The following is a 20616-nucleotide window of genomic DNA, read 5'->3' on the forward strand; positions in this document are numbered from 1 at the left end:
AAGTCATTCTTTTCAGCATTGCATTTACTCCATGGACAGTTCCCTGAACTTCGCTAGACCCGTTTTCAGCCAATCACGGTAGGTATCGCTATCGGTACGCTGTATGGAGGAATTCAATACCTCAAGATTTGGTGACATTAGCACATAAAACGGCTGTGAAGCCGAATTAAAATTTAATGTTTGGAAAGTACCCCACTTCTCACCCACCGTTTCAATAGCCTTTACACGGCCTGAATCGAATTTAAAATCGAACTGCTCTTCTCGTGGCAATTCTTTACGGTCATCGATGTATAAGGAAATCAATACGTAATCTTCTTTCAAAATCGGATAAATATCCGGTTCGCTCCAAACATTTTCCTCCATTTTACGGCAGTTTACACAGGCCCATCCGGTAAAATCGAGCAGTACCGGTTTGTTTACCGATTTGGCGTAAGCGATACCTTTATCAAAATCTTTAAAGCAATCGATACCTAAGGGGCAATCGCTTTCTGTTTCTTGAAGGCTATAAAAATCAGGTGGTGGAAATCCGCTTAACAATTTCAGATTTGATATATTCAACAGTCCCAGAATCAGATATAGCGAAAAAGCCGCACTGACCACCCCTACTCCCTTTCGGGTAATTGATAATTTCTGTTTCGGACCGTCATGTGGAAAACGAAACACCCCGAAAAGATACAAGGTCAATAACACAAATAATAAAATCCATATCCCTAGGAAAATCTCACGTTTCAAGAGGCCCCAATGTGCCACCAAATCGGCATTGGAAAGAAATTTCAAGGCCAAAGCCAATTCGAGAAAGCCTAACACTACCTTGACGGTGGTCATCCATCCTCCTGATTTTGGTAATGAATTCAACCAAGCCGGAAAAAGTGCAAAAAGAGCAAACGGTAATGCCAGTGCCACACCAAAACCGGTCATACCAGCCGTAAGGTTAACAGCCACATCACCCTCTTCAAGAACGGTACTGCCTAACAACCCGCCTAAAATAGGGCCAGTGCACGAAAAAGAAACAATAGCCAAGGTAACCGCCATAAAAAATATTCCAAAACCACCCCCGACTTTACTTGAAGCCGCATCCATCCTATTTGCCCAAGAACTCGGCAGCGTCAATTCATAATACCCAAAGAAAGAGAAAGCAAAAAAGACGAAAACGACAAAGAAGACGATATTCAGCCAAATATTGGTCGCTATGGTATTCAAGATTTGTGAATCGACCGAATCAAAAATATGGAAAGGCAAACTCAGCGCGAAGTAGATAAGAACAATAAAGAACCCGTACAATATGGCATTCGCTATTCCCTTCGACTTCTTTTGAGAGTGTTTTGTAAAAAACGATACTGTAAGGGGGATCATCGGGAAAACACAGGGTGTCAGCAAAGCAATAAGACCACCTAAAAATCCGAGTCCAAAAATGCCCCACAATCCCGACTTTGATTCCAAGGCTTGCCCTACGGAATCTGTCAAAAGTGTTTTGTTCTTTAAATCGAGTTTTAAGGCTTTACCCATAGCCAAACTTCGGGCATCGACTTCTTTTTCAGATTTTATGACGGTACCTCCGTCCAATGAAAAACTAAAATCTTTCTCCACGGGGATACATACCTCCTTGCACACCTGATACCAAAGGTTCACATCGATTTGGCGTACATTCGGATCGAGCAATCGTATTTTCTGGGTAAAGACTACTTCATCCTTAAAGAAAGTTTCGTCTACATCGAAAACTTCAACGTATTCGGTTATGGTCTCGCTCTCCTCGGTTTTTCCAATAAGTTCATAGTCGGTACCTGCCTTATCAAAAGTAAATTCGCTGGGCATTGAACCCCCGTCGGCAGTAAATTGCGAGTACACATGCCAGCCCTCGAATATGTCGCCCTTGATGATTAGTTCATATTCAGTATCTGAAATCTTATGGTATTCATGCGACCATAACACTGGATTGTCATCATCTTGTGATAAAACAGGTAAAATGCTGATAAATAATACTATAAATAGTGTTATATATTTCATTAGTTTACTATAAATTTTACAATTTTATGAGTTTTTTCCGTAACCTTAAACCGATTGTCGGGGCGTCTCCCAATGACCCAAACAATGGCTTCTCCCGAACAAAGCAACAATTGGTTATGTTTTGTGATTACGTCTATTTTTTCATCCTTAAAAAACTTGGACAATTTCTTTTTGCCTTGCATTCCCAAAGGGTAAAAATAGTCGCCTTCGCTCCATTTTCTTACGGTCAGCGGATACTTTAACGTTTCTTTATCTACGTAAAGTATCTTTGGTCCCGTTTCGCCTATTCCTTCCACTTCAATCATCTGCATATGCATAGGGTTCTCTATCCCTATCTCATTTTCTCCAATGACATAAACTTCATTTGATATGGGAGTGATTTCCGTTAACAATAGAAATTCGCGATCTTTGACCAACCGATGTGTTTTGGAACGGACCTCCTTGCCACTCATTGCGGTCAAGAGACCTGAAATATCCTCCCAAGCACTAAATCCAAATTCTGAAAATAAGGCGTGTAAATAGGCTATTCTGGGTTGCAGTGGCAGCAATTCTGAGACAGCTATGCGAATTATTCCTTCTTCTTCATCAAACAAGTCTTTTTGTAATCGCTTAGCATAGTCACTTATAAGGCTAGCGGTATCTGATAAATGTGCTCTAGTAAGTTCAAAATTATTCAAAAAACTAGGATGTAATTCTTTGAGCAACGGCACAATTTCGTGTCGTATTTTATTTCGCAGGTATTTGGTATTGGCATTGCTACTATCTTCCCGCCATGTCAAATTCCGATTATGGGCATATGTCAAAATCTCCTCCCGGGAAAAAGGCAATAAAGGCCGGGCAATAGTGTCCGTTTTAGAAGGAATTCCCGTCAACCCGGCAATACCTGTACCCCTTGATAAGTTAATTATAAAAGTCTCCAAATTATCATCGGCATGATGAGCCGTCACCAAGGTATTTACACCCCTTTCTTCCATCATTTCGGCGAACCAGCTATACCTAAGGTCCCGTGCTGCTATTTGAAGTGAAACTTTATTAATGTTTATATAACCTATTGTATCAAAATGAGTTACCAAAAATAATTTATTGATATCCCCACTAACTTTCCGAACCAATGCCTCATCACCCTCACTGGCTTCACCACGAAGCTTAAAGTTACAATGTGCTATTACAAAATCAAGATTACATCTGTCACACAAATCTACCAGCACCATACTATCGACACCACCGCTACAGGCCAGCAGGAATGTTTTCCCGAATAGATTGGGAAAATGGGTTTCGATATGTTTTTTAAAATCCTCCAACATGGTGCAAAAGTAAGGAAGAATTATGAGGTGAAAGATTTGAAATTCTTACCCAGAATTGTTTGTAGAGATTTACAATTTTGACTTCAACCAGTTTCTAACCGTATCCAGCATTTGATCACGACATTCATCATGATGTAATTCATGGTACCCCCCTTCGAAAGGCTTTAATTCCGCCTTTTTTGAATTTCGGCAAAAATCTTCCGTACCGTGATAATCAATAATAGGGTCCGCTGTACCATGCAACAATAAGGCATGTGATTTTAATTCATCGGCGTGAGCTATAGCCCACTCTCCGGCATCCATGACCGGAAAAGAATACATTGGACTCACTTTGTCATGCACCAAGGGATCGGAGACATATTCAGCAACTTCCTCGGGTATCCTAGAAATTCCATTTGGATCCAAACCTGATGGCATAGTTATCGATGGAAGAATATGCAACATTAGCTTCCCTAAAGCCATTTTCCACAACGGGGGTCGAAAAGCCAACCTCAAATACGGACTGCTCGCCAGAATACCTCGAATGGGCATCTCGAACCGCAAAGCGTAATTCAGCACCAAATTACCGCCCATACTATGGCCATACAAAAATAAAGGAAGGTCGGGATAGCGTTCTTGGGCTTTTTGAACCACCTGGCTTAAAATATCCATCAAGGCATCATAACTTGGACAATCCCCGCGTTTACCCCCAGATTTTCCATGACCAATGTTATCATACTGTACTACGGCCAAGCCCAAATTCGATAGCATGGGAACCACATGTTTTGCGTAGCGCCCCGAATGCTCACCGAAGCCATGCACCAAGACTACAACACCACGAACAGTTTCAGACGAGGTATGAGTCCCAAAAATTTGGACGTCATATGCCGGAATAGTAAATTCTTCAACATGCATTTAGTAAAAGTAAAATAATATTCGATGTTTTGTCAAAAGCTATGATTCCAAAACTCTCGTCTTATCCTTCGTGCCTACCCCCTTCACCTTTCCATTCGCTTAATAATCTTCCAACACCTCACGCATAGCTTTCGCCTTTAACAAACATTCTTCATATTCCTTCTCTGGAATAGCCTGCGCCGTGATTGCCCCACCCACGGAATACGAAACATATTTTTTTGTTGCATTGTACAGAATACTTCGAATTACAACATTAAAATCAAAATCGCCTTCCGGGGTTATATACCCCACTGCACCACTATAAAGTCCGCGTTTAAAAGCCTCCTGTTCCTCGATTATTTTCATAGCGGATATCTTTGGCGCCCCGGTCATACTCCCCATCGGAAAGGTTTCCCTAATCAAATCTACCGGATTTTTATGCGCTTCAACACTTGCACTAACAGTTGAAATCATCTGATGTACTTGTCTAAAAGTGTATACTCTACAAAGTTCATCAACAATGACAGTTCCTTTTTTGGCACTTTTCGAAAGATCATTTCGCACCAGATCAACAATCATAATATTCTCGGCACGCTCTTTTTCATCAAGTGCCAAATTATGTTTTAATAATTTATCCGTTTCAGCATCTTTAGAACGCTTGGCCGTACCCTTTATCGGTTGCGATATAATTTTGTTTCCAGATTTTTTCAGGTAGCGTTCAGGCGAAGCCGAAAGCAGGTATTTATCTTCCAATTTAAGAAATACGGCAAAGGGTGGTTGTGAAATGGCATTCAATTTCAAATATGTACGGAAGGCGTCGATAACGGTATTCTCGGCATAAAATTCTTGACAAAAATTAGCTTCATAAATATCACCGCGATGAATATGAGCCAAAAGGGCATCGACCCTTCTAAAATATTCATCCTTAAAAATGCGCAGTTTAATATGGATGTCTTTGGTAACCGCTGGGTCTTTTTCTGGAATTACAGTTTCCAACACCTCCTTAAAATCCCCCTCTATTTCGTCATCTACCATATTCAGGTAGATAAAGTCAACCTTGTTCGCGGTGATACGGATTATTTTTTTAGGCTGAAAAAAATGCAGCTCCGGGAAATGCAAACCATCAAAATTAGCCGAATCGAGTTGCTCGACATCATTTTTAAGGTCGTAAGAGAGATAGCCGAACAGCCAATCGTTTGCACGCTGCTGATATTCTTTCAAATCATCAAAGGCTTGCTTGGCATCTGTCGTAAGACTCGTAAGGGCATCGACCGCCAACAACGCATCAAAAGCGCCGTAGGCGTCTTTATGACCGTTGCTATCTAACCAAACGACCTCCCTAAATTGACCGGCCCAACACAAAAGCGCGTTCTTAAAGTTCGGAACATCTGCAATTGTAAACGAGACCCTCTTTCTCAAGGCTTAAATTTTGGTCAAAAATTCGTTGAGCTTTTTGAGATGCTCTTCTGCCATATCGGTATTAGAAATACCATTCTCTTCATCAAAGTTATCATGGAAAGAAGGAAGCGAAAAAGTTTCGACTACCTCAGCTCCAAATCGGGGAAGTAAATTTTTAATGACCTCCAAAGACCCCATTCCTCCTCGCCTACCACCTGAAGTAGACATTAAAAACACTTTCTTATCCGCCAAAAATTTAAGCTCCAAACGCGACAACCAATCGAGAACATTCTTAAAATAGGCCGAAGGATTGCTATTGTGTTCATTGACGGAAATTATAAGCCCATCGACCTGTTCAATGTCACCCTTTAATTCGACCAATGAATTGGAATACCCTTTGTCCCGCTCATAGTCGGCACTATACATGGGAAACGGGAAGTTTGCCAAATTTAACAATTGCACATTTTGTCCTTCAATTTTAGACACTGTGTATTTTACGAGTTTGAAATTGATCGATGTGGAAGAATTACTCCCGGCGAATGCCAATAGTGTAGCCATAGTTGCATATTAATGTCCGTTGAGCGAAAATACCCCAAATACTGCTTAAATGCGAGTATTTTATCTAATTTTGCGGAACAAAACATCCAAACACCCTGTAATACAAGTATATAAGGTAGTTAAATCAAAATGTTTCTGTTGCCAATTTAGCGGGCATTAAATAGCTTATATGAAAAAAAAGACTGCCAGACTCTATTTTATCGACGCCATGCGGGCTTGGGCCATTCTTATGATGCTTCAGGGGCATTTTGTCGATGGGCTGCTTGACACCGCTTTTCGTGATGACACCAACACGATTTTTGGTATATGGAAATATTTTCGGGGCATTACCGCTCCGGTCTTTTTTACAGTTTCAGGCTTTATTTTCACGTATTTATTGGTTCGCGGTGATAAGGTCGGCTTTGAGAACCCACGGGTAAAAAAGGGTATTAAACGCGGATTAGAGCTTTTATTGATCGGCTACTTGTTGCGCATAAACCTTTTCGGGCTGCTTCAGGGCCAAATATACGAGTCGTTCTACCTCGTCGACGTCTTACATTGTATCGGCCTTTCAATTTTAGGAATAGTTGGCATCTACCTCTTGACCTTCAAACGAAAAGGATTTGTTTTCCCATTGGTTCTAGCTGCAGCTATGTTTTCCATCTTTCTTTTTGAACCGCTTTATGCAACATGGAACTTTTCATCCTTACCCAGTTTTCTGGCAAATTACCTGACGCGGTCCAACGGTTCTGTATTTACCATTTTACCTTGGTTCGGCTATGCCGCTACGGGTGGTTTTCTTTCGCTGCTATTTAGCAGATTCAAGAATTTTAAATACCTCTATCCGACGGCCATTGTTAGTACCGCTATAATCGGTATTGGACTTATTTTATTTTCGTCCGACTTCTTTTATATACTTTATCAAAATACTGATATACAATTATTTAATAACATCTTATTAAATAATTACTTGTTCATTAGATTGGGTAATGTTCTTGTTGTATTTACTGTTTTTATGCTATTTCGAGGCTTGTTACAAAACCCGACCTTACTTAAAATCGGACAAAGTACATTGTCTATTTACGTAGTGCATTTTATAATTTTATATGGCAGTTTTACCGGGCTGGGTCTTTATCGGTTTTTGAACCATGCGCTGACTCCTGAAGTTGTCGTGCCAAGTGCCTTACTCTTTATGGTCGTCTCTACTTATACGGCGCTCCAATACGAACGCCATAAGGAATTCATCAAATTAAACATTGCTTCAACACTACACTTCTGTTGGATACAAACAGAAACCTTAGCGCTATACACGGCAAGCCTTTTAAAAACGCTTTTCTTTCGCTTATTGCGACGTTTGGGTTTGGCTAAAAACTAATTTCAGATATAATTTCATTGTCAAATAGCTTTTTCAGCGATTTTATACATTATGTTCTTCCAACAAAGCCTTTGGAAAACCTTTGAAACAGGCTCTTAGAATAAGATATAAAACCTCATCTTGATGACCCAAGCGGGTTTTGTTTATAATTACAAACTGTCACATAAGCTAAAAATGAAATACCTACTCACAGGACAAGAAACCGAGCGATTAAAATTTAGACTATTGAAATCAGATGATTTTGATACTTGGTTAGGTTTATTTAAAGTAAAAAATGTTGCAAAATTCTTGGATCTTGACCCCAAACTCTCCGAATCTGAATTATGCAAAAAATGGTTTGACAAGGCATTTCATAGATACGAAAATGATTTGGGAGGAATGAATGTTCTTATTGATAAAAAAACAAACCTACTCGTAGGTCAATGTGGTCTATTAGTTCAAACTGTTGAAAATATCGAGCGCTTAGAAATCGGGTATTCTATACTTCCTGAGTATTGGAGTCAAGGTTTTGCGTCTGAAGCTGCAAAAAAATGTAAAAATTATGCTTTTGACAACGATTTTGCTCCTTCATTAATTTCAATGATGCATATCGATAACTTAGGTTCTGAAAAAGTTGCATTAAAAAATGGTATGACCTTTGAAAAAAAATTGAAGTCTTTTAATATTTTTAGGATAGACCGGGAGAATTGGAAACAATAAACGCCAGCAAAACTAAAAATCAAAAATATAGCAAACAAAAGGTTTTTGAAAGTGACCTTGTCCACTGCAAAAAATGGGTGCTCTTCGCTACACCATAGCGGCAATATCAACAGCTACCTTAAGTTTACTCTTACCGCTACCATACACCACACCTTTTAAGGGCGGAACATCATAGTAATCCCTACCCCAACCGACTACAATATGTTGATCCATAGGTATAAGATTGTTAGTAGGGTCAAAATCTACCCATCCAAAACCAGGAATAAAAATAGAAAACCAAGCATGGGAGGCATCCGCCCCAACCAATTTCTCTTTGCCTTCAGGGGGCACAGTTTCAATATATCCACTGATATACCTGGCAGGCAACCCTACCGAACGTATGCAAGCAATGGCTATTTGGGCAAAGTCTTGACAAACCCCCTTCTTCTCTTTCATGACTTCTGCTATAGGCGTAGAAATACTGGTGAACCCCGAAACAAACTGAAAATCTGTATATATACGCTGCATTAATTCGTAGGCTGCCTCAAAAACGGAACGATTATTTTTAAAGGAAACCTCAGCATATGCCCGTATACTGGCATCGGCACGTTTTATAAAAATAGACTCCAAGATGTATTGCTTTGCCTCCATCACTTCGGGATTGATTCTACTTAATGCAAAAAGCGCATCATTTATAGTTACTCTTTTGCATTCTTCCGAAAAAAATGAATCTCTAAACTGTGCATAATTCCGGACTATCTTACTTTTAGTAGTGACTTTGAGCTCTTTATGCTCTGTTTGTATAGAAAATCGGGTGATGTAATTTCCAAAGAAATCTTTGCGTTCTGATATTTCTGCGGGCTCCGGTATAACCTGTATTTTATACCCCAACAACTGCTGCCCCTTAGATTCACGTGGACGAAGCGTGGCAATATTATGGCAATAACTTACTGGTGCACTGTAAGCGTATTTCGTAGTATGTGTAACCTTAAAGACCATATTATATAGGAAAAGATTGGGTTACCAATTGATTTTGCTTGTTGGTATGATTGAAATAAGTGCTACTTATCGATTGGGATGATTCATATAAGAGTTCGGAAAGTTTTTCCAATAGCGTATCCAACTCCTCCCTAAAAAAGTCGGTTTCAGATTTTGTTTTCACTAAATCGGAAGACTCCGCCAATCGCAACCTTGAGAATGCTTCAAAAATATATTTCTGATAATTACTTAGACTGTTCTCCTTATGGGAATGCGGTAATCGTGCAATATCTTTCTGAACCCTATTTAACATAAAGGTCAAAGATCTTGGGTATTCCAAATCAAGCAGCACCAAGTCCAGCACGTGCTCCAGTTGAATGTAGGAGCGATAACTATAGCGGTATATATTAAGACTTTCATGGCTGGCCAACAAATATTCCAAGAGATCATATTCTACCTGCTCATCATATTTAATAGTAAGTAGGGAGCGACATTTCGTAATTGTCAGCATGCTTTGTTCCAATTGCAGCCCAATAAAATAGAGCAACAAGCCCTGTTGCACCAAAATGCTCTCCTCAATAAGCCCCATAAAGGCAATCAAGCGGGTAATCAGCTGGTTGAGAACTTTTAAAATTTTATTGATCGACCGGTCCTTTCCCTCTTCGAATGACTGCCATAGCTTTTGAATGTTTTCGAATACCCGCCACATATCGGACGACCATAAGTTTCGAATGGAATAATACGAATTGCTGAACATTGAAATCGTATGCGCTAAACTCCCAGGTCTGTCTCTATCGAGTATTACCGATAACATTTCTTCCATGGGGTCTTCCATTGCCAATTTGCCTTCCTTGGTTTTATCGGTAAAACCAGGGTATGTACCCGTTAGTTGGGTTACCGCCTTAAATAAGACCTGAAGTTTAATCGAATCTGGCTTTTCATTTCTATTCTGCACTAGGGCCATGTGTCGCATCACCATACGAATAAAGCGGGCATTTACCAACGTACGCCCCACATAACGCCCGGCCCAATATAGGTTTTCAGCAGTAAGGCTGGGCAAATCATTCAAACCACTTATGGCCACAGAACTCCTTTTTTGCCAATGTCTGTACTTATCTTCCTTAATTGGGGCGTCGTCTAGCACCCATAAATCTTTACTAGTACCTCCGCGTTGATTAGATACCCTGATGGTTTCTCGATCAGGAGCCACGCGCACGAGCCCACCGGACATTACGCTATATTTATCATCTGATGCAATGCAAAAAGCACGCGTCACTAAATTTCTAGACTCAATACTTTCATTGACTAGATTGGGCGCAGTAGAAAAGCTTATTCTTTCTTGGGCAACATAACGATAAGGAGTTTCTTCAATTTCCTTTTTAAGATCATTCAATTGTTGCTGGGCCATGAACTCGGTAAAATAAATACTTTCCCTATTGGTTCGATCGATTCTTTTGATGACCAAATGCGATAAATTCTCCAGTACATATTTTCTTTCCCGTTCTTGTCCGCACCACCATGATGCAATTTGTGGCAGAATCAAATCTTGATTAAGAAAGTATTTAGCAACGGCCGGCATAAAAGGAATCAACCCAGGATTCTCAATTACCCCACTGCCCACGGGGTTTATAACAGATACATTTTTTCTCCGTACCACATCCAATAATCCGGCGACCCCCAAATGGGAATCTTCCCGGAGCTCCAAGGGATCGGCGAAAGCATCGTCAACCCTACGCAAAACCACATCTATACGCTTAAGTCCTTGTAAGGATTTCATCCACAGAAAGCCATCCCTCACCACAAGGTCGTTGCCTTGTACCAAAGGATATCCTAAAAAGGAAGATAGATAGGCATGTTCAAAATAGGTTTCGTTGTGAGAGCCCGGTGTTAAAATGACAATATTGGGATTCTCTTTTTTTACGGGAGAAGCAGCTATCAACATTTGATTTAATTCTTGAAAGAATCCCGATAGGCGCTTCACATTCATTCTACCATACATCTCAGGAAGAATTCTACTGGTGGTCGACCTGTTTTCGAGGGCGTACCCCATTCCCGAAGGGGCCTCCGCACGATCATTTACGACCCAAAGCCTACCATCGGTACCACGGGAAAGGTCTGCCGCATAAATAGAAAGAAATTTGTCTGTTGGATATTCAATGCCCGCACATTGTCTTAAAAATCCACGATGGCCATAAATTATTTCATAAGGAACAATGCCATTTTTAATTAGATTACCCTCACCATATATATCTTTTAGAACTAAATTTAGAAGCTCTGCCCGTTGTTCTATACCGGCCTCTACTGTTTGCCATTCGCTTTTGGGGAGGATAAAAGGAACCACATTTAAGTTCCAGGGACGGTGCATGCCTTGTGGGTCGTTGTACACGTTATAGGTAACGCCATTCTCAAAAAGCAACCAATCTATATCCCTTTGGCGGGCCATTAACCCGTTGGGACCTAATTTATCAAACTCTGTTAGTAGTTTATTCCAATATGGTTTGATACCGTTTTTCGGAGTAAACATTTCATCGTTCCTATATTCGGTATTATAATTACTTAACCAGCGCGTACTTGTTATGGGCATAAAATCTATGAATTACTTCTTTCGCAAATCCAACACATGTGGGAATTCACGATTTGGGGGTACTTCTTTATATACAAATGTATTGGAAGCAGCCTTAGGTTCTACCATTCTACCGGTAAAATTTGATGTAGCGACCATTTCCATCGGTATGACTTCACCTTGCGTATGCCCAAAATCCCAAAATCTGTTGATTCGCCTAGATTCTGCTTCATAACTGTTCACAGGATAGGTGTCGTAAGATCGGCCTCCGGGATGTGCAACAAAGTACGTGCAACCGCCAATGGATTTTTTATTCCATTTGTCGACAATATCAAAAACCAAAGGTACATCTACCGCTATTGTAGGATGTAAGGCAGACCAAGGGTCCCAAGCTTTATAGCGAACTCCAGCTACATATTCGCCTTTCGTACCCGTAGAATTCAATTCTATTTTTACGCCGTTACAGGTCAGACTATAGCGCTCTTCCGTGAAGTTTTTTATTTTTACCTGCACCCTTTCCAAAGAAGAGTCTACATAACGCGCTGTTCCCCTACCTGACATTTCTTCACCCAATACGTGCCACGGTTCTATGGCCATGCGTAGTTCAATTTGCATCGAATTAATCTCTACCATTCCATAAAGCGGGAAGCGGAACTCAAAAAATGGGTCAAACCAATCTAATTTAAAAGGATAACCCGCATCGTTTAGTTGCGAAACAATATCTCTTAAATCTTCCTTGACGTAATGTTCTAACAAAAACTTGTCATGTAGCTCAGTGCCCCAACGCACCAAATCATGCTTGTAGGGGTGCTTCCAGAACCAAGAGACCAAGGTGCGTACCAATAGCATCTGCATCAAACTCATTTGTGCATGTGGCGGCATGTCGAAAGCACGCAATTCTAAAATACCCAATCTACCCGAAGAAGAATCTGGTGAATACAATTTATCGATACAAAACTCCGCCCTGTGGGTATTTCCAGTGATATCGGTCAATAGATGCCGAAATAAGCGATCTGTTAACCAAAAAGGTACTTCTTTATCTTCCGGAATCTGTGAAAAAGCGATTTCCAATTCATATAAATTTTCCAGTCGCGCCTCATCTACGCGTGGCGCCTGGCTTGTGGGCCCAATAAACGCACCCGAAAACAAATAGGAAAGCCCAGGGTGATGCTGCCAAAAAGTTAGTAAGCTGCGGAGCAATTGCGGGTTTCGAAGTAACGGACTGTCTGCAGGCGTGACCCCACCTAACGTAACGTGATTACCCCCACCAGTTCCGGTATGCTTGCCATCCAACATAAACTTCTCGGTTCCCAAACGTGACTTCTTAGCCTCCGCATAAAGCTTGAGGGTATTGTCAGTGAGCTCTTGCCAATTCTTGGCGGGATGCACATTTACTTCTATGACCCCAGGGTCTGGCGTAATCTTTAACACCTCAAGGCGGTTATCCCTCGGTGGCTCATACCCTTCCATGATTATGGGAATTTCCAATTCTCTAGCGGTTGCCTCGATGCTTGCCACTAGGTCTAAAAAGTCTTCCGCACTGTCTAAAGGCGGTAAGAAAAGGAATAATTTACCGTCTCGTACTTCTGCACATATCGCCGTACGTACAAATGGTTGCTTTTTGCTGACGGAGGTCGAAGTAATGGAATTTAATCGCTTTTGTAAATCGGTCGCATAAGCATCCAAAGGTGGTTTTTCCTCGAACAATTCTGGCTCTGCAGTTGGTTCCGATGGTATTTCAGGTTCTTTAGGTAACGATTCCAAAGGCAATCGTAACCCTATTGGTGAATTCCCGGGAGTTAAGAATAAATGCTTACCTCTAAATTTCCAGGTATTGGTAATCCAATTGTCATCCTTTTTGGCCAATGGAAAAACATGGCCTACAGTTTTACCAACACCCTGCTCCAATACTTCGCCCAACTTTCGTCGCAAAGCCGTATCTTTTTCTTTATAGTCTTTTGGTTCTACATCTATCGGTAGTTTTCCTTCTTCCCACAAAAAGTAAAAAGCATCTTCATAAGCAGGAACTATACTAGCATCGGAACAAGCCAAATATTTGGTCAAAGTCTTTAAAAAAATATTTGTAATATCCTCCGGGAGGGTATAATTTTCCGTAAACGAAGCCAACCATTTGGAATCCTTCCAAATTGATTCGCCATCCTTTCGCCAATGAATACCGATAAGCCAACGTGGCAAGGGTTCTCCTGGATACCATTTTCCTTGTGTGTGGTGCAACATTCCGCCTTTGCCAAAAGCATCCAATAGGCGTAACGAAAGCGAACTTGCCAATTTGCGTTTGTGTTCGCCGTCGGCCGCAGTATTCCATTCTTCCCCTTCCATATCATCTATGGAAACAAAGGTGGGCTCACCGCCCATCGTAAGGCGAACATCATTTTGTTGCAGCTCTTCCTCAACTACAAAGCCCAAATTATAAATGGCATTCCATTGATCTTCGGTATAAGGTTTGGTTACCCGTGGCGATTCAAAAATGCGGGTTACGGAATTATCAAATTCAAATTCCGTTTCGCAGGGATCTGTCAATCCATATACTGGGGCAGCACTTTCAAAGGAAGGTGTACATGCCAAGGGAATATGCCCCTCCCCTGCCAAAAGACCTGAAGTTGCATCAAGACCGATCCAGCCGGCACCAGGCAAATAAACTTCTGCCCAGGCATGTAAATCGGTAAAATCCTCATCCGGACCGGAAGGACCGTCCAATGATTTCTCATCTTGCTTTAACTGCACAAGATAGCCAGATACAAATCGAGCTGCCAATCCTAAATGCCGAAGTGTTTGCACCAACAACCATGCGAAATCCCTACAAGAACCCAATTTATTACCCAGGGTTTGCTCACAGCTTTGTACCCCGGGTTCCATACGAATGGTATAATTGAGGTACTCGTATAAATTTTGATTTAGACCAATTAGAAAATCAATACTTCGCCGAGGCGTCATGTCTATTTTTTCTATCCATTCTTTTAGCAACGGTCCTTTTTCGGATATTTCCAAGTAGGGTTGTAATTCTTTTTTTAAATCCTCTGAATACGTAAACGGAAAATTCTCTACGGCTTCCTCAACGAAGAAATCAAAGGGATTAATGGTTTTTAAGTCTGCAATAATTTCTACCTCCACAGAGAGTTCTTCCGTTTGTTCAGGAAAGACGATACGGGCCAGATAATTACCAAAAGGATCCTGTTGCCAATTAAAAAAATGATTCTCTGGTTTTATTTTTATGGAATATGCTTCTATTGGTGTTCTGCTATGCGGTGCAGGCCGCAATCTAAAAATATGCGGGGAAAGGCTTACCCGTCGATCATATTTATAAACGGTTTTATGTGCAATTGCTACTTTTAATGCCATGTCGAAATCAAATTTTCAATGTATCCTAAGATAAGCACTTATAATAGTAATTCGCTCTCTTAAACAGAGATAGTTTAAACTTTTATCCATAAAAAATTAATAGCTATTCCTTTTTGCTAGATCGATAATCTTTGCCCTCCTTTTTGCCTGTTTTATAGAAAGCAGCCTTGTTCTTGTATTTTTTCTCGTTTTAGCCTTGTTAAGGTTCAAACCTCAATTTCAGATTTACACAACTCGACGAACAAGTAACACAAGCGGATAAACCCACATTAATTGGCCCAGACAGGGTGCTGTGTTTCTCTTTTTATTTGTAAGTTTATTTAATAATCGACCAATGTAAATGATTAAACAATCTCCAAAAACCATACTTCAAATGCACATAAGAAGTCTTATTAGTAAGCTTTTAGGTTTAAATATTGTATTTGTAATCACCGCTTCTTTTATCAACAACCCTGTTGACAGTTCTGAAAATTGGAGTGACCTGCCACAATCAATGGATTTCAATACAGACGGCCTCTATTTTGCCGAATTTTATGATTACATCTACCGGGGCCATTTTGAAAACATTGAACTGAAACGCGAAGACATGCAATTTCTTATGATTTTCGGACAATACCTCAGGGCCTTTGGCAAACAGTGCCCAAGTGCCCTACCTGCAGATAAGGTCGAAATTATGGAAGAAGTGTGTGCTACGGAAGAAGTTACGCGCAATGGATACGGCGACGTTCTCAGTAGAGTGTGCGTTAGATGGGAATGGGTAGGAACTGGATTATATGCACGACCCGATCTTTACGCTGCCAAAATGGAGGTCGAAGGCATGCAACGTACCGATGCCCTACGAACCGCCATGGAAATGATAACCGACCCAAACTCCATGGGCAATTCGGTAGATTTGATGCACAAAGCCAAAGGACTACAAAACGATATGGTTCAAATTTTCAAATTAAATCCCTGTAATAGCCTCGGTGTTCGGCGCTTTGAGGAAAACCTTAAGCTATTTGCCCTGAGCAAACCTGCCATTCGCATGCAGGGAAGTAGTAAATATGCGACTATGAAAAAGTCTGGAGGCCCCTCTGGGTCACAAGATTTCAATAGATTGATTGATGATTTGGTTGCCAACCAATCAAAAACCTGGTCGTTCAATCGCTATACCCAGGGAAGCATTTCTGGTGTTACTATACTATCAAAAGACAACGAAGGAAGACCTATGGCATTACAGGCAAACTATAGCTATAAAGGCTTTGGGAGTAGCGCGAACGGATGGGTAAAAATAGATTTCACCAATGGCCTGCCCAATTGCATTTATTTTTTCGATTTCCCAAGTAATTGCAAAACGCCAAGTAGTAGCATTGTTGCCGCATATGCACAAGGTAGCTATGGAAAATAATGAACATAAAGGATAATGAGGAGATATTAGAATATGTTGTAAACTTAACAACGTGACGAAAACACTAAAGCTTTTTAAAGGATAAATGGAGCCTTTCAGTAGTAATTGACATTAACCCATTTTCAACGTACGAGCCAAATATGAGCACAACCAAAGATTTTGCAGAATTCGAAAGCCTAGACGAAGAGCAATTACCCGTTCCCAAGCATAAATTACATGATTGGACCCATTTTGCGGGGCTATATGCCGCAGAACACGTAGCTGCGACCGAGTTTGTTATCGGGGCGACATTTGTCGCATTGGGAGCAAAAACAATGGACATTCTATTGGGACTATTAATTGGAAATATTTTGGCGGTTCTAAGTTGGACGTTCATTACTTCACCTATCGCCGTTGATACTCGATTGAGCTTATACACCTATCTCAATAAGATTGCGGGTGATTCAATGACCAAGCTTTACAATTGGGCGAATGTCATTATCTTCACGGTTATTTCCGCAGCTATGGTTACGGTATCGGCCACAGCGGTTCGTTTTGCGTTTGATATCCCTGCCCAACTTAACTGGTATCCTACGAATCTTTGGTTTATTCTCATTGTTTTTGGAGTTGGAATAGTGGTTGTTTCCATAGCTATATATGGATTTAATGCAGTCTCTGAATTTTCCGGTATCTGTGCGCCTTGGCTGTTCGTAATGTTTACGAGTGGTGCCCTCGTTCTCCTCCCAGCACTTTCGTTAGACGTTTTGGGCAAAACCCTACCCCAAGGATGGGATGATTTTATAGCATTGGGCAATCAGTCGATATGGACAGGAATCGACAGCAACGGTGAACCAGGGATTGGACTTATTGAAGTCATTGGTTTCGCTTGGGCCGCCAATACTATTACCCATTTTGGCCTCATCGACATGGCACTATTGCGATTCGCAAAAAAGAAATCGTACGGACTTGCCACAAGCACGGGAATGATGTTCGGTCATTATGTCGCTTGGATTGCCGCCGGTATTATGGGGGCTGGGGCTGCCGTAATATTAGGAAAATCGATTGTTGAACTCGATCCCGGTGACGTAGCCTACTACGCCCTGGGTTGGTCAGGGTTTGTAATTGTAATCGTTGCCGGTTGGACCACGGCCGTAGCAAACCTTTACAGGGCAGGCTTGGCTGCACAGGCCATATTCTTTAACCATTCCCGGAGGAAAACCACCCTTACGGTAGGTCTTCTAACTATTGTGGTTGCCTGTTTCCCATTTGTTTTCACGCAAATACTGCCGCTACTAACGTATGCCGGATTATTGGTGGTTCCCGTGGGTGGAATTGTATTTGCCGAACATCAAATATTTCCACGGATAGGATATACCCGTTATTGGTCGTCGTACCGTAAATTGACATTTAGCACTCCCGCAATTGCTTCATGGGCAATGGGCCTTTTGTTCGGTTTTGGACTGAACGCACTTAATGTAATGTCTTTCTTTTACCTTTTTATCCCTACTTGGATTTTCACGATCCTTATTTATACCCTGTTAGCGGCACGCTACGGTGCTAAAAAATCCTATCCTGAAGAAGAGGAGCAAGAAAAAAGACGCAACGAAAACATGGAGAGGTTTCAAGAGCAAAAAGCCCAACTAGAGCCTGAGCCTATAGCTGACAACTCTATATTTACCAAAATACTAAAAATCATAGCGATTATTGTTCTTATAATTACATTGGTACTGGCGTGCATTGTATTGTTCGGTAGTTCAAATGAGGCTTTGTACATCGAAAACCGTGAAATATTTTATAGATATGCGTTTATATGCACTTTGATTTACTTTATAACCGCCTATATGGCGTCGAAACGCAACACATTAAAAAATCATAATAAAAAATAAATCTCTATGTTACTAAATCAAAAGAATTTAGGCCAAATCGCAAGCCTACTACCTTGTCCGGATTATGACCGAAAAAAACTTAAAGTAGGAATTGTACATATTGGGGTCGGTGGGTTTCATCGGGCACATCAGGCTTTCTATACACATTTACTTCAGGAAAAAATTGGTGCTTCTGAATGGGGAATCTGCGGTGTTGGTTTGCGTTCCGGCGATCAAAAAATACACGATGTGCTTAAAGCCCAAGATGGTCTTTACACGCTTATCGTTAAACATCCCGATGGAACGGTAGAGAGCCAAATTATTGGTTCAATTGTTGATTTCCTGCTTGGACATAATGACCCAGATCCTGTCATAAATATTATGGCAGCCCCATCTACTAAAATTGTTTCCCTTACAATTACCGAAGGAGGCTATAATTTTAACCCTTCAACAGGAGAATTTGACTTTAGAAATCCTGATATCCAACATGAACTGAGTCATCCCGATAGCCCAAAAACAGTATATGGTTTTCTTACGGCTGCATTAAAAAAACGTCGCGATGCGGGACTTCCTGCCTTTACTATTATGTCTTGTGATAACATTCAACATAACGGTGATATAACACGTGATATGTTGTTGACATTTATTAAAAAACTAGATTCTGAACTGGCCGAATGGGTTGAGGCGCAAGTACAGTTCCCGAATACCATGGTTGATCGGATAACCCCCGTTACGACTCAGGCCGATATCGCATACCTCAATGATACGTACGGAATAAAAGACGATTGGCCCGTAACCTGTGAACCGTTCATACAATGGGTCGTGGAAGATAAATTTTCAGAAGGGCGGCCTGAATTCCAAAAGGTCGGAGTACAATTTGTACCTGATGTAAAACCTTATGAAAAAATGAAGCTCCGCCTGCTGAATGCGGGTCATTCGGTACTAGGTATTTTAGGTGCTATCCATGGACATATGACTATCAACGCTTGCATGGAAGACGAAATATTCGTCACCTATTTGAGAGCCTTTATGGACAAGGAAGCAAGCCCAATATTGGACGAGGTTAAAGGGATTGATTTAAACAGTTACAAAAACAGCTTAGAAAAACGTTTTGCCAACCCTAACATAAAAGACAGCGTAAGCCGTATTTGCTCAGAAAGTTCGGCCAAATTGCCAAAGTTTTTAATTGCCACCCTTCAGGAAAACTTGGCTCGACAAGGAAGTATTCAATTTTCAACCCTGGTAATTGCCGCTTGGTGCTACTATAGTGACAAAAATGTAGATAGCCATGGAGAACCAATTGAAATTATCGATGTAATGAGCGCCGAACTTCATAAGGCCGCGAAACAAACTGAAATAGACCCATTAGCCTTTATAAAGCAGAAATCCCTTTTTGGTGATCTTGCCAAAAATGAGCGATTTGCGAATTTATATGTCGATACAGTACAGAAAATTTATAAAGACGTGGATATCAGAAGACAAATGAAAGCCATGATATAAAGTGGTTTGCTAAGGCATTTGTAAAAGCCTAATATTACTTTTATGTTCGATTTATCGGTATAAATTACGACTAGGTTTCCAAGCCATATACTGCTGACAAGAACCTAAGGAAGGAACCAACACCTATACCCTAAATGAAATAAATGGACAACCTTATAACATTTTCTATTACCGTATTCACAGGTTTCTTTGCCATTATGAACCCAATTTCAAATATGCCTATTTTTTTGTCCTTAGTGCAAGGAGCGGACAAAGAAACAAAGCAAAAAATAAATAGAAAGGCCGTTTTCATCGCCTTCGTAATCATAAGCATCTTTGTCATATTGGGTAAGTTCATTTTTGAGCTCTTTGGAATAACCATACCCGCATTCAAGATTACAGGAGGTATTCTAATCTTTTATGTTGGTTTCGAGATGTTACAATCTAAAAAATCGAACGTTAAGCATTTACAGAAAACCAATATCGATGAAAACATAGCCGTGTCACCTTTGGCAATTCCTATTCTGGCCGGACCGGGAACAATCGTTACTGCAATGAATTTTGTATCCAATGCAACCTACGTACACATTGGTTTGGTACTGCTTATTTTTGGTTTAATGTGCCTATTGACCTACATTACATTCAGTCTGAGCGATTTCATTGCAGAGAAAATTGGCGACAATGTAATTTCCGTCATTGGAAAAATAATGGGACTGATTATTGCTATTATAGGCACAAGTATGGTTATCGAAGGAATCAAAATATCCTTTGGCTTACTAAAATGAAAAGTGCTTCCAAATTGTACACCGCGTAAGATTATTTTACCTTTAAACTCT

Annotated in this window: 14 protein-coding genes; 6 read left to right on the plus strand and 8 right to left on the minus strand. The window is 40.7% G+C overall.

Annotated features, from left to right (window positions below):
• Window positions 1-24: 24 nt before the first annotated feature.
• From BLS33_RS08440 to BLS33_RS08460, 5 genes are all read right to left on the minus strand, one after another.
• Complete coding sequence (locus BLS33_RS08440) at window positions 25-2004, minus strand: protein-disulfide reductase DsbD family protein (protein WP_089887409.1); 1980 nt, start codon at window positions 2002-2004, stop codon at window positions 25-27.
• The gene (gene tilS / locus BLS33_RS08445) at window positions 2004-3308 is read right to left on the minus strand and encodes a tRNA lysidine(34) synthetase TilS (RefSeq protein WP_089887411.1); all 1305 of its coding nucleotides are present in this window, start codon (window positions 3306-3308) and stop codon (window positions 2004-2006) included. The genes BLS33_RS08440 and tilS overlap by 1 nt, the downstream gene beginning before the upstream one ends.
• Before the next feature lie 69 nt (window positions 3309-3377).
• Entirely contained in the window at window positions 3378-4202 is an 825-nt protein-coding gene (locus BLS33_RS08450) for an alpha/beta hydrolase (protein ID WP_089887413.1), read from the minus strand.
• Between the two features lie 99 nt (window positions 4203-4301).
• Entirely contained in the window at window positions 4302-5600 is a 1299-nt protein-coding gene (locus BLS33_RS08455; RefSeq protein ID WP_089887415.1) for an anthranilate synthase component I family protein, read from the minus strand.
• Between the two features lie 3 nt (window positions 5601-5603).
• A complete protein-coding gene (locus tag BLS33_RS08460; protein WP_089887418.1) occupies window positions 5604-6137 on the minus strand; it encodes an NADPH-dependent FMN reductase in 534 nt (177 codons plus the stop codon).
• Window positions 6138-6306: 169 nt separating this feature from the next.
• Between BLS33_RS08460 and BLS33_RS08465 the strand changes: the two genes are divergently transcribed.
• Together BLS33_RS08465 and BLS33_RS08470 are read left to right on the plus strand one after the other, a co-directional pair.
• Complete coding sequence (locus BLS33_RS08465; protein ID WP_089887421.1) at window positions 6307-7491, plus strand: heparan-alpha-glucosaminide N-acetyltransferase domain-containing protein; 1185 nt, start codon at window positions 6307-6309, stop codon at window positions 7489-7491.
• Window positions 7492-7665: 174 nt separating this feature from the next.
• Window positions 7666-8190, plus strand: coding sequence for a GNAT family N-acetyltransferase (locus BLS33_RS08470; protein WP_089888145.1), 525 nt, complete (start codon window positions 7666-7668; stop codon window positions 8188-8190).
• Between the two features lie 87 nt (window positions 8191-8277).
• Here the strand turns inward: BLS33_RS08470 and BLS33_RS08475 are convergent, their stop codons facing one another.
• The 3 genes from BLS33_RS08475 to BLS33_RS08485 are packed head-to-tail and all read right to left on the minus strand — an operon-like array spanning window position 8278 to window position 15070.
• Entirely contained in the window at window positions 8278-9168 is an 891-nt protein-coding gene (locus BLS33_RS08475; RefSeq protein ID WP_089887423.1) for a transglutaminase family protein, read from the minus strand.
• Between the two features lies 1 nt (window position 9169).
• The gene (locus BLS33_RS08480; protein WP_089887426.1) at window positions 9170-11731 is read right to left on the minus strand and encodes a circularly permuted type 2 ATP-grasp protein; all 2562 of its coding nucleotides are present in this window, start codon (window positions 11729-11731) and stop codon (window positions 9170-9172) included.
• Window positions 11732-11743: 12 nt separating this feature from the next.
• The gene (locus BLS33_RS08485) at window positions 11744-15070 is read right to left on the minus strand and encodes a transglutaminase family protein (RefSeq protein WP_089887428.1); all 3327 of its coding nucleotides are present in this window, start codon (window positions 15068-15070) and stop codon (window positions 11744-11746) included.
• Between the two features lie 373 nt (window positions 15071-15443).
• On the opposite strand from BLS33_RS08485, the gene BLS33_RS08490 reads away from it, so the two are divergent.
• From BLS33_RS08490 to BLS33_RS08505, 4 genes are all read left to right on the plus strand, one after another.
• The gene (locus tag BLS33_RS08490) at window positions 15444-16457 is read left to right on the plus strand and encodes a hypothetical protein (RefSeq protein WP_089888147.1); all 1014 of its coding nucleotides are present in this window, start codon (window positions 15444-15446) and stop codon (window positions 16455-16457) included.
• 140 nt (window positions 16458-16597) lie between these two features.
• Window positions 16598-18322: a purine-cytosine permease family protein gene (locus tag BLS33_RS08495; RefSeq protein ID WP_089887430.1), complete on the plus strand. Its 1725-nt coding sequence runs from the start codon at window positions 16598-16600 to the stop codon at window positions 18320-18322.
• A gap of 6 nt (window positions 18323-18328) precedes the next feature.
• Complete coding sequence (locus BLS33_RS08500; protein WP_089887433.1) at window positions 18329-19801, plus strand: mannitol dehydrogenase family protein; 1473 nt, start codon at window positions 18329-18331, stop codon at window positions 19799-19801.
• 143 nt (window positions 19802-19944) lie between these two features.
• On the plus strand, window positions 19945-20565 hold the full coding sequence (locus BLS33_RS08505) for a MarC family protein (RefSeq protein WP_089887435.1): 621 nt from the start codon (window positions 19945-19947) through the stop codon (window positions 20563-20565).
• Window positions 20566-20616: the final 51 nt, after the last annotated feature.

Source organism: Kriegella aquimaris (assembly GCF_900103215.1).
GTDB classification, from domain to species: Bacteria; Bacteroidota; Bacteroidia; order Flavobacteriales; family Flavobacteriaceae; genus Kriegella; species Kriegella aquimaris.

Coding starts and splice junctions, on each gene's coding strand:
- BLS33_RS08495 (WP_089887430.1), top strand. CDS start 16,598: ATGAGCACAACCAAAGATTTTGCAGAATTCGAAAGCCTAGACGAAGAG.
- BLS33_RS08475 (WP_089887423.1), bottom strand. CDS start 9,168: ATGGTCTTTAAGGTTACACATACTACGAAATACGCTTACAGTGCACCA.
- BLS33_RS08460 (WP_089887418.1), bottom strand. CDS start 6,137: ATGGCTACACTATTGGCATTCGCCGGGAGTAATTCTTCCACATCGATC.
- BLS33_RS08440 (WP_089887409.1), bottom strand. CDS start 2,004: ATGAAATATATAACACTATTTATAGTATTATTTATCAGCATTTTACCT.
- BLS33_RS08465 (WP_089887421.1), top strand. CDS start 6,307: ATGAAAAAAAAGACTGCCAGACTCTATTTTATCGACGCCATGCGGGCT.
- BLS33_RS08470 (WP_089888145.1), top strand. CDS start 7,666: ATGAAATACCTACTCACAGGACAAGAAACCGAGCGATTAAAATTTAGA.
- BLS33_RS08505 (WP_089887435.1), top strand. CDS start 19,945: ATGGACAACCTTATAACATTTTCTATTACCGTATTCACAGGTTTCTTT.
- BLS33_RS08485 (WP_089887428.1), bottom strand. CDS start 15,070: ATGGCATTAAAAGTAGCAATTGCACATAAAACCGTTTATAAATATGAT.
- BLS33_RS08480 (WP_089887426.1), bottom strand. CDS start 11,731: ATGCCCATAACAAGTACGCGCTGGTTAAGTAATTATAATACCGAATAT.
- BLS33_RS08490 (WP_089888147.1), top strand. CDS start 15,444: ATGCACATAAGAAGTCTTATTAGTAAGCTTTTAGGTTTAAATATTGTA.
- BLS33_RS08450 (WP_089887413.1), bottom strand. CDS start 4,202: ATGCATGTTGAAGAATTTACTATTCCGGCATATGACGTCCAAATTTTT.
- tilS (WP_089887411.1), bottom strand. CDS start 3,308: ATGTTGGAGGATTTTAAAAAACATATCGAAACCCATTTTCCCAATCTA.
- BLS33_RS08500 (WP_089887433.1), top strand. CDS start 18,329: ATGTTACTAAATCAAAAGAATTTAGGCCAAATCGCAAGCCTACTACCT.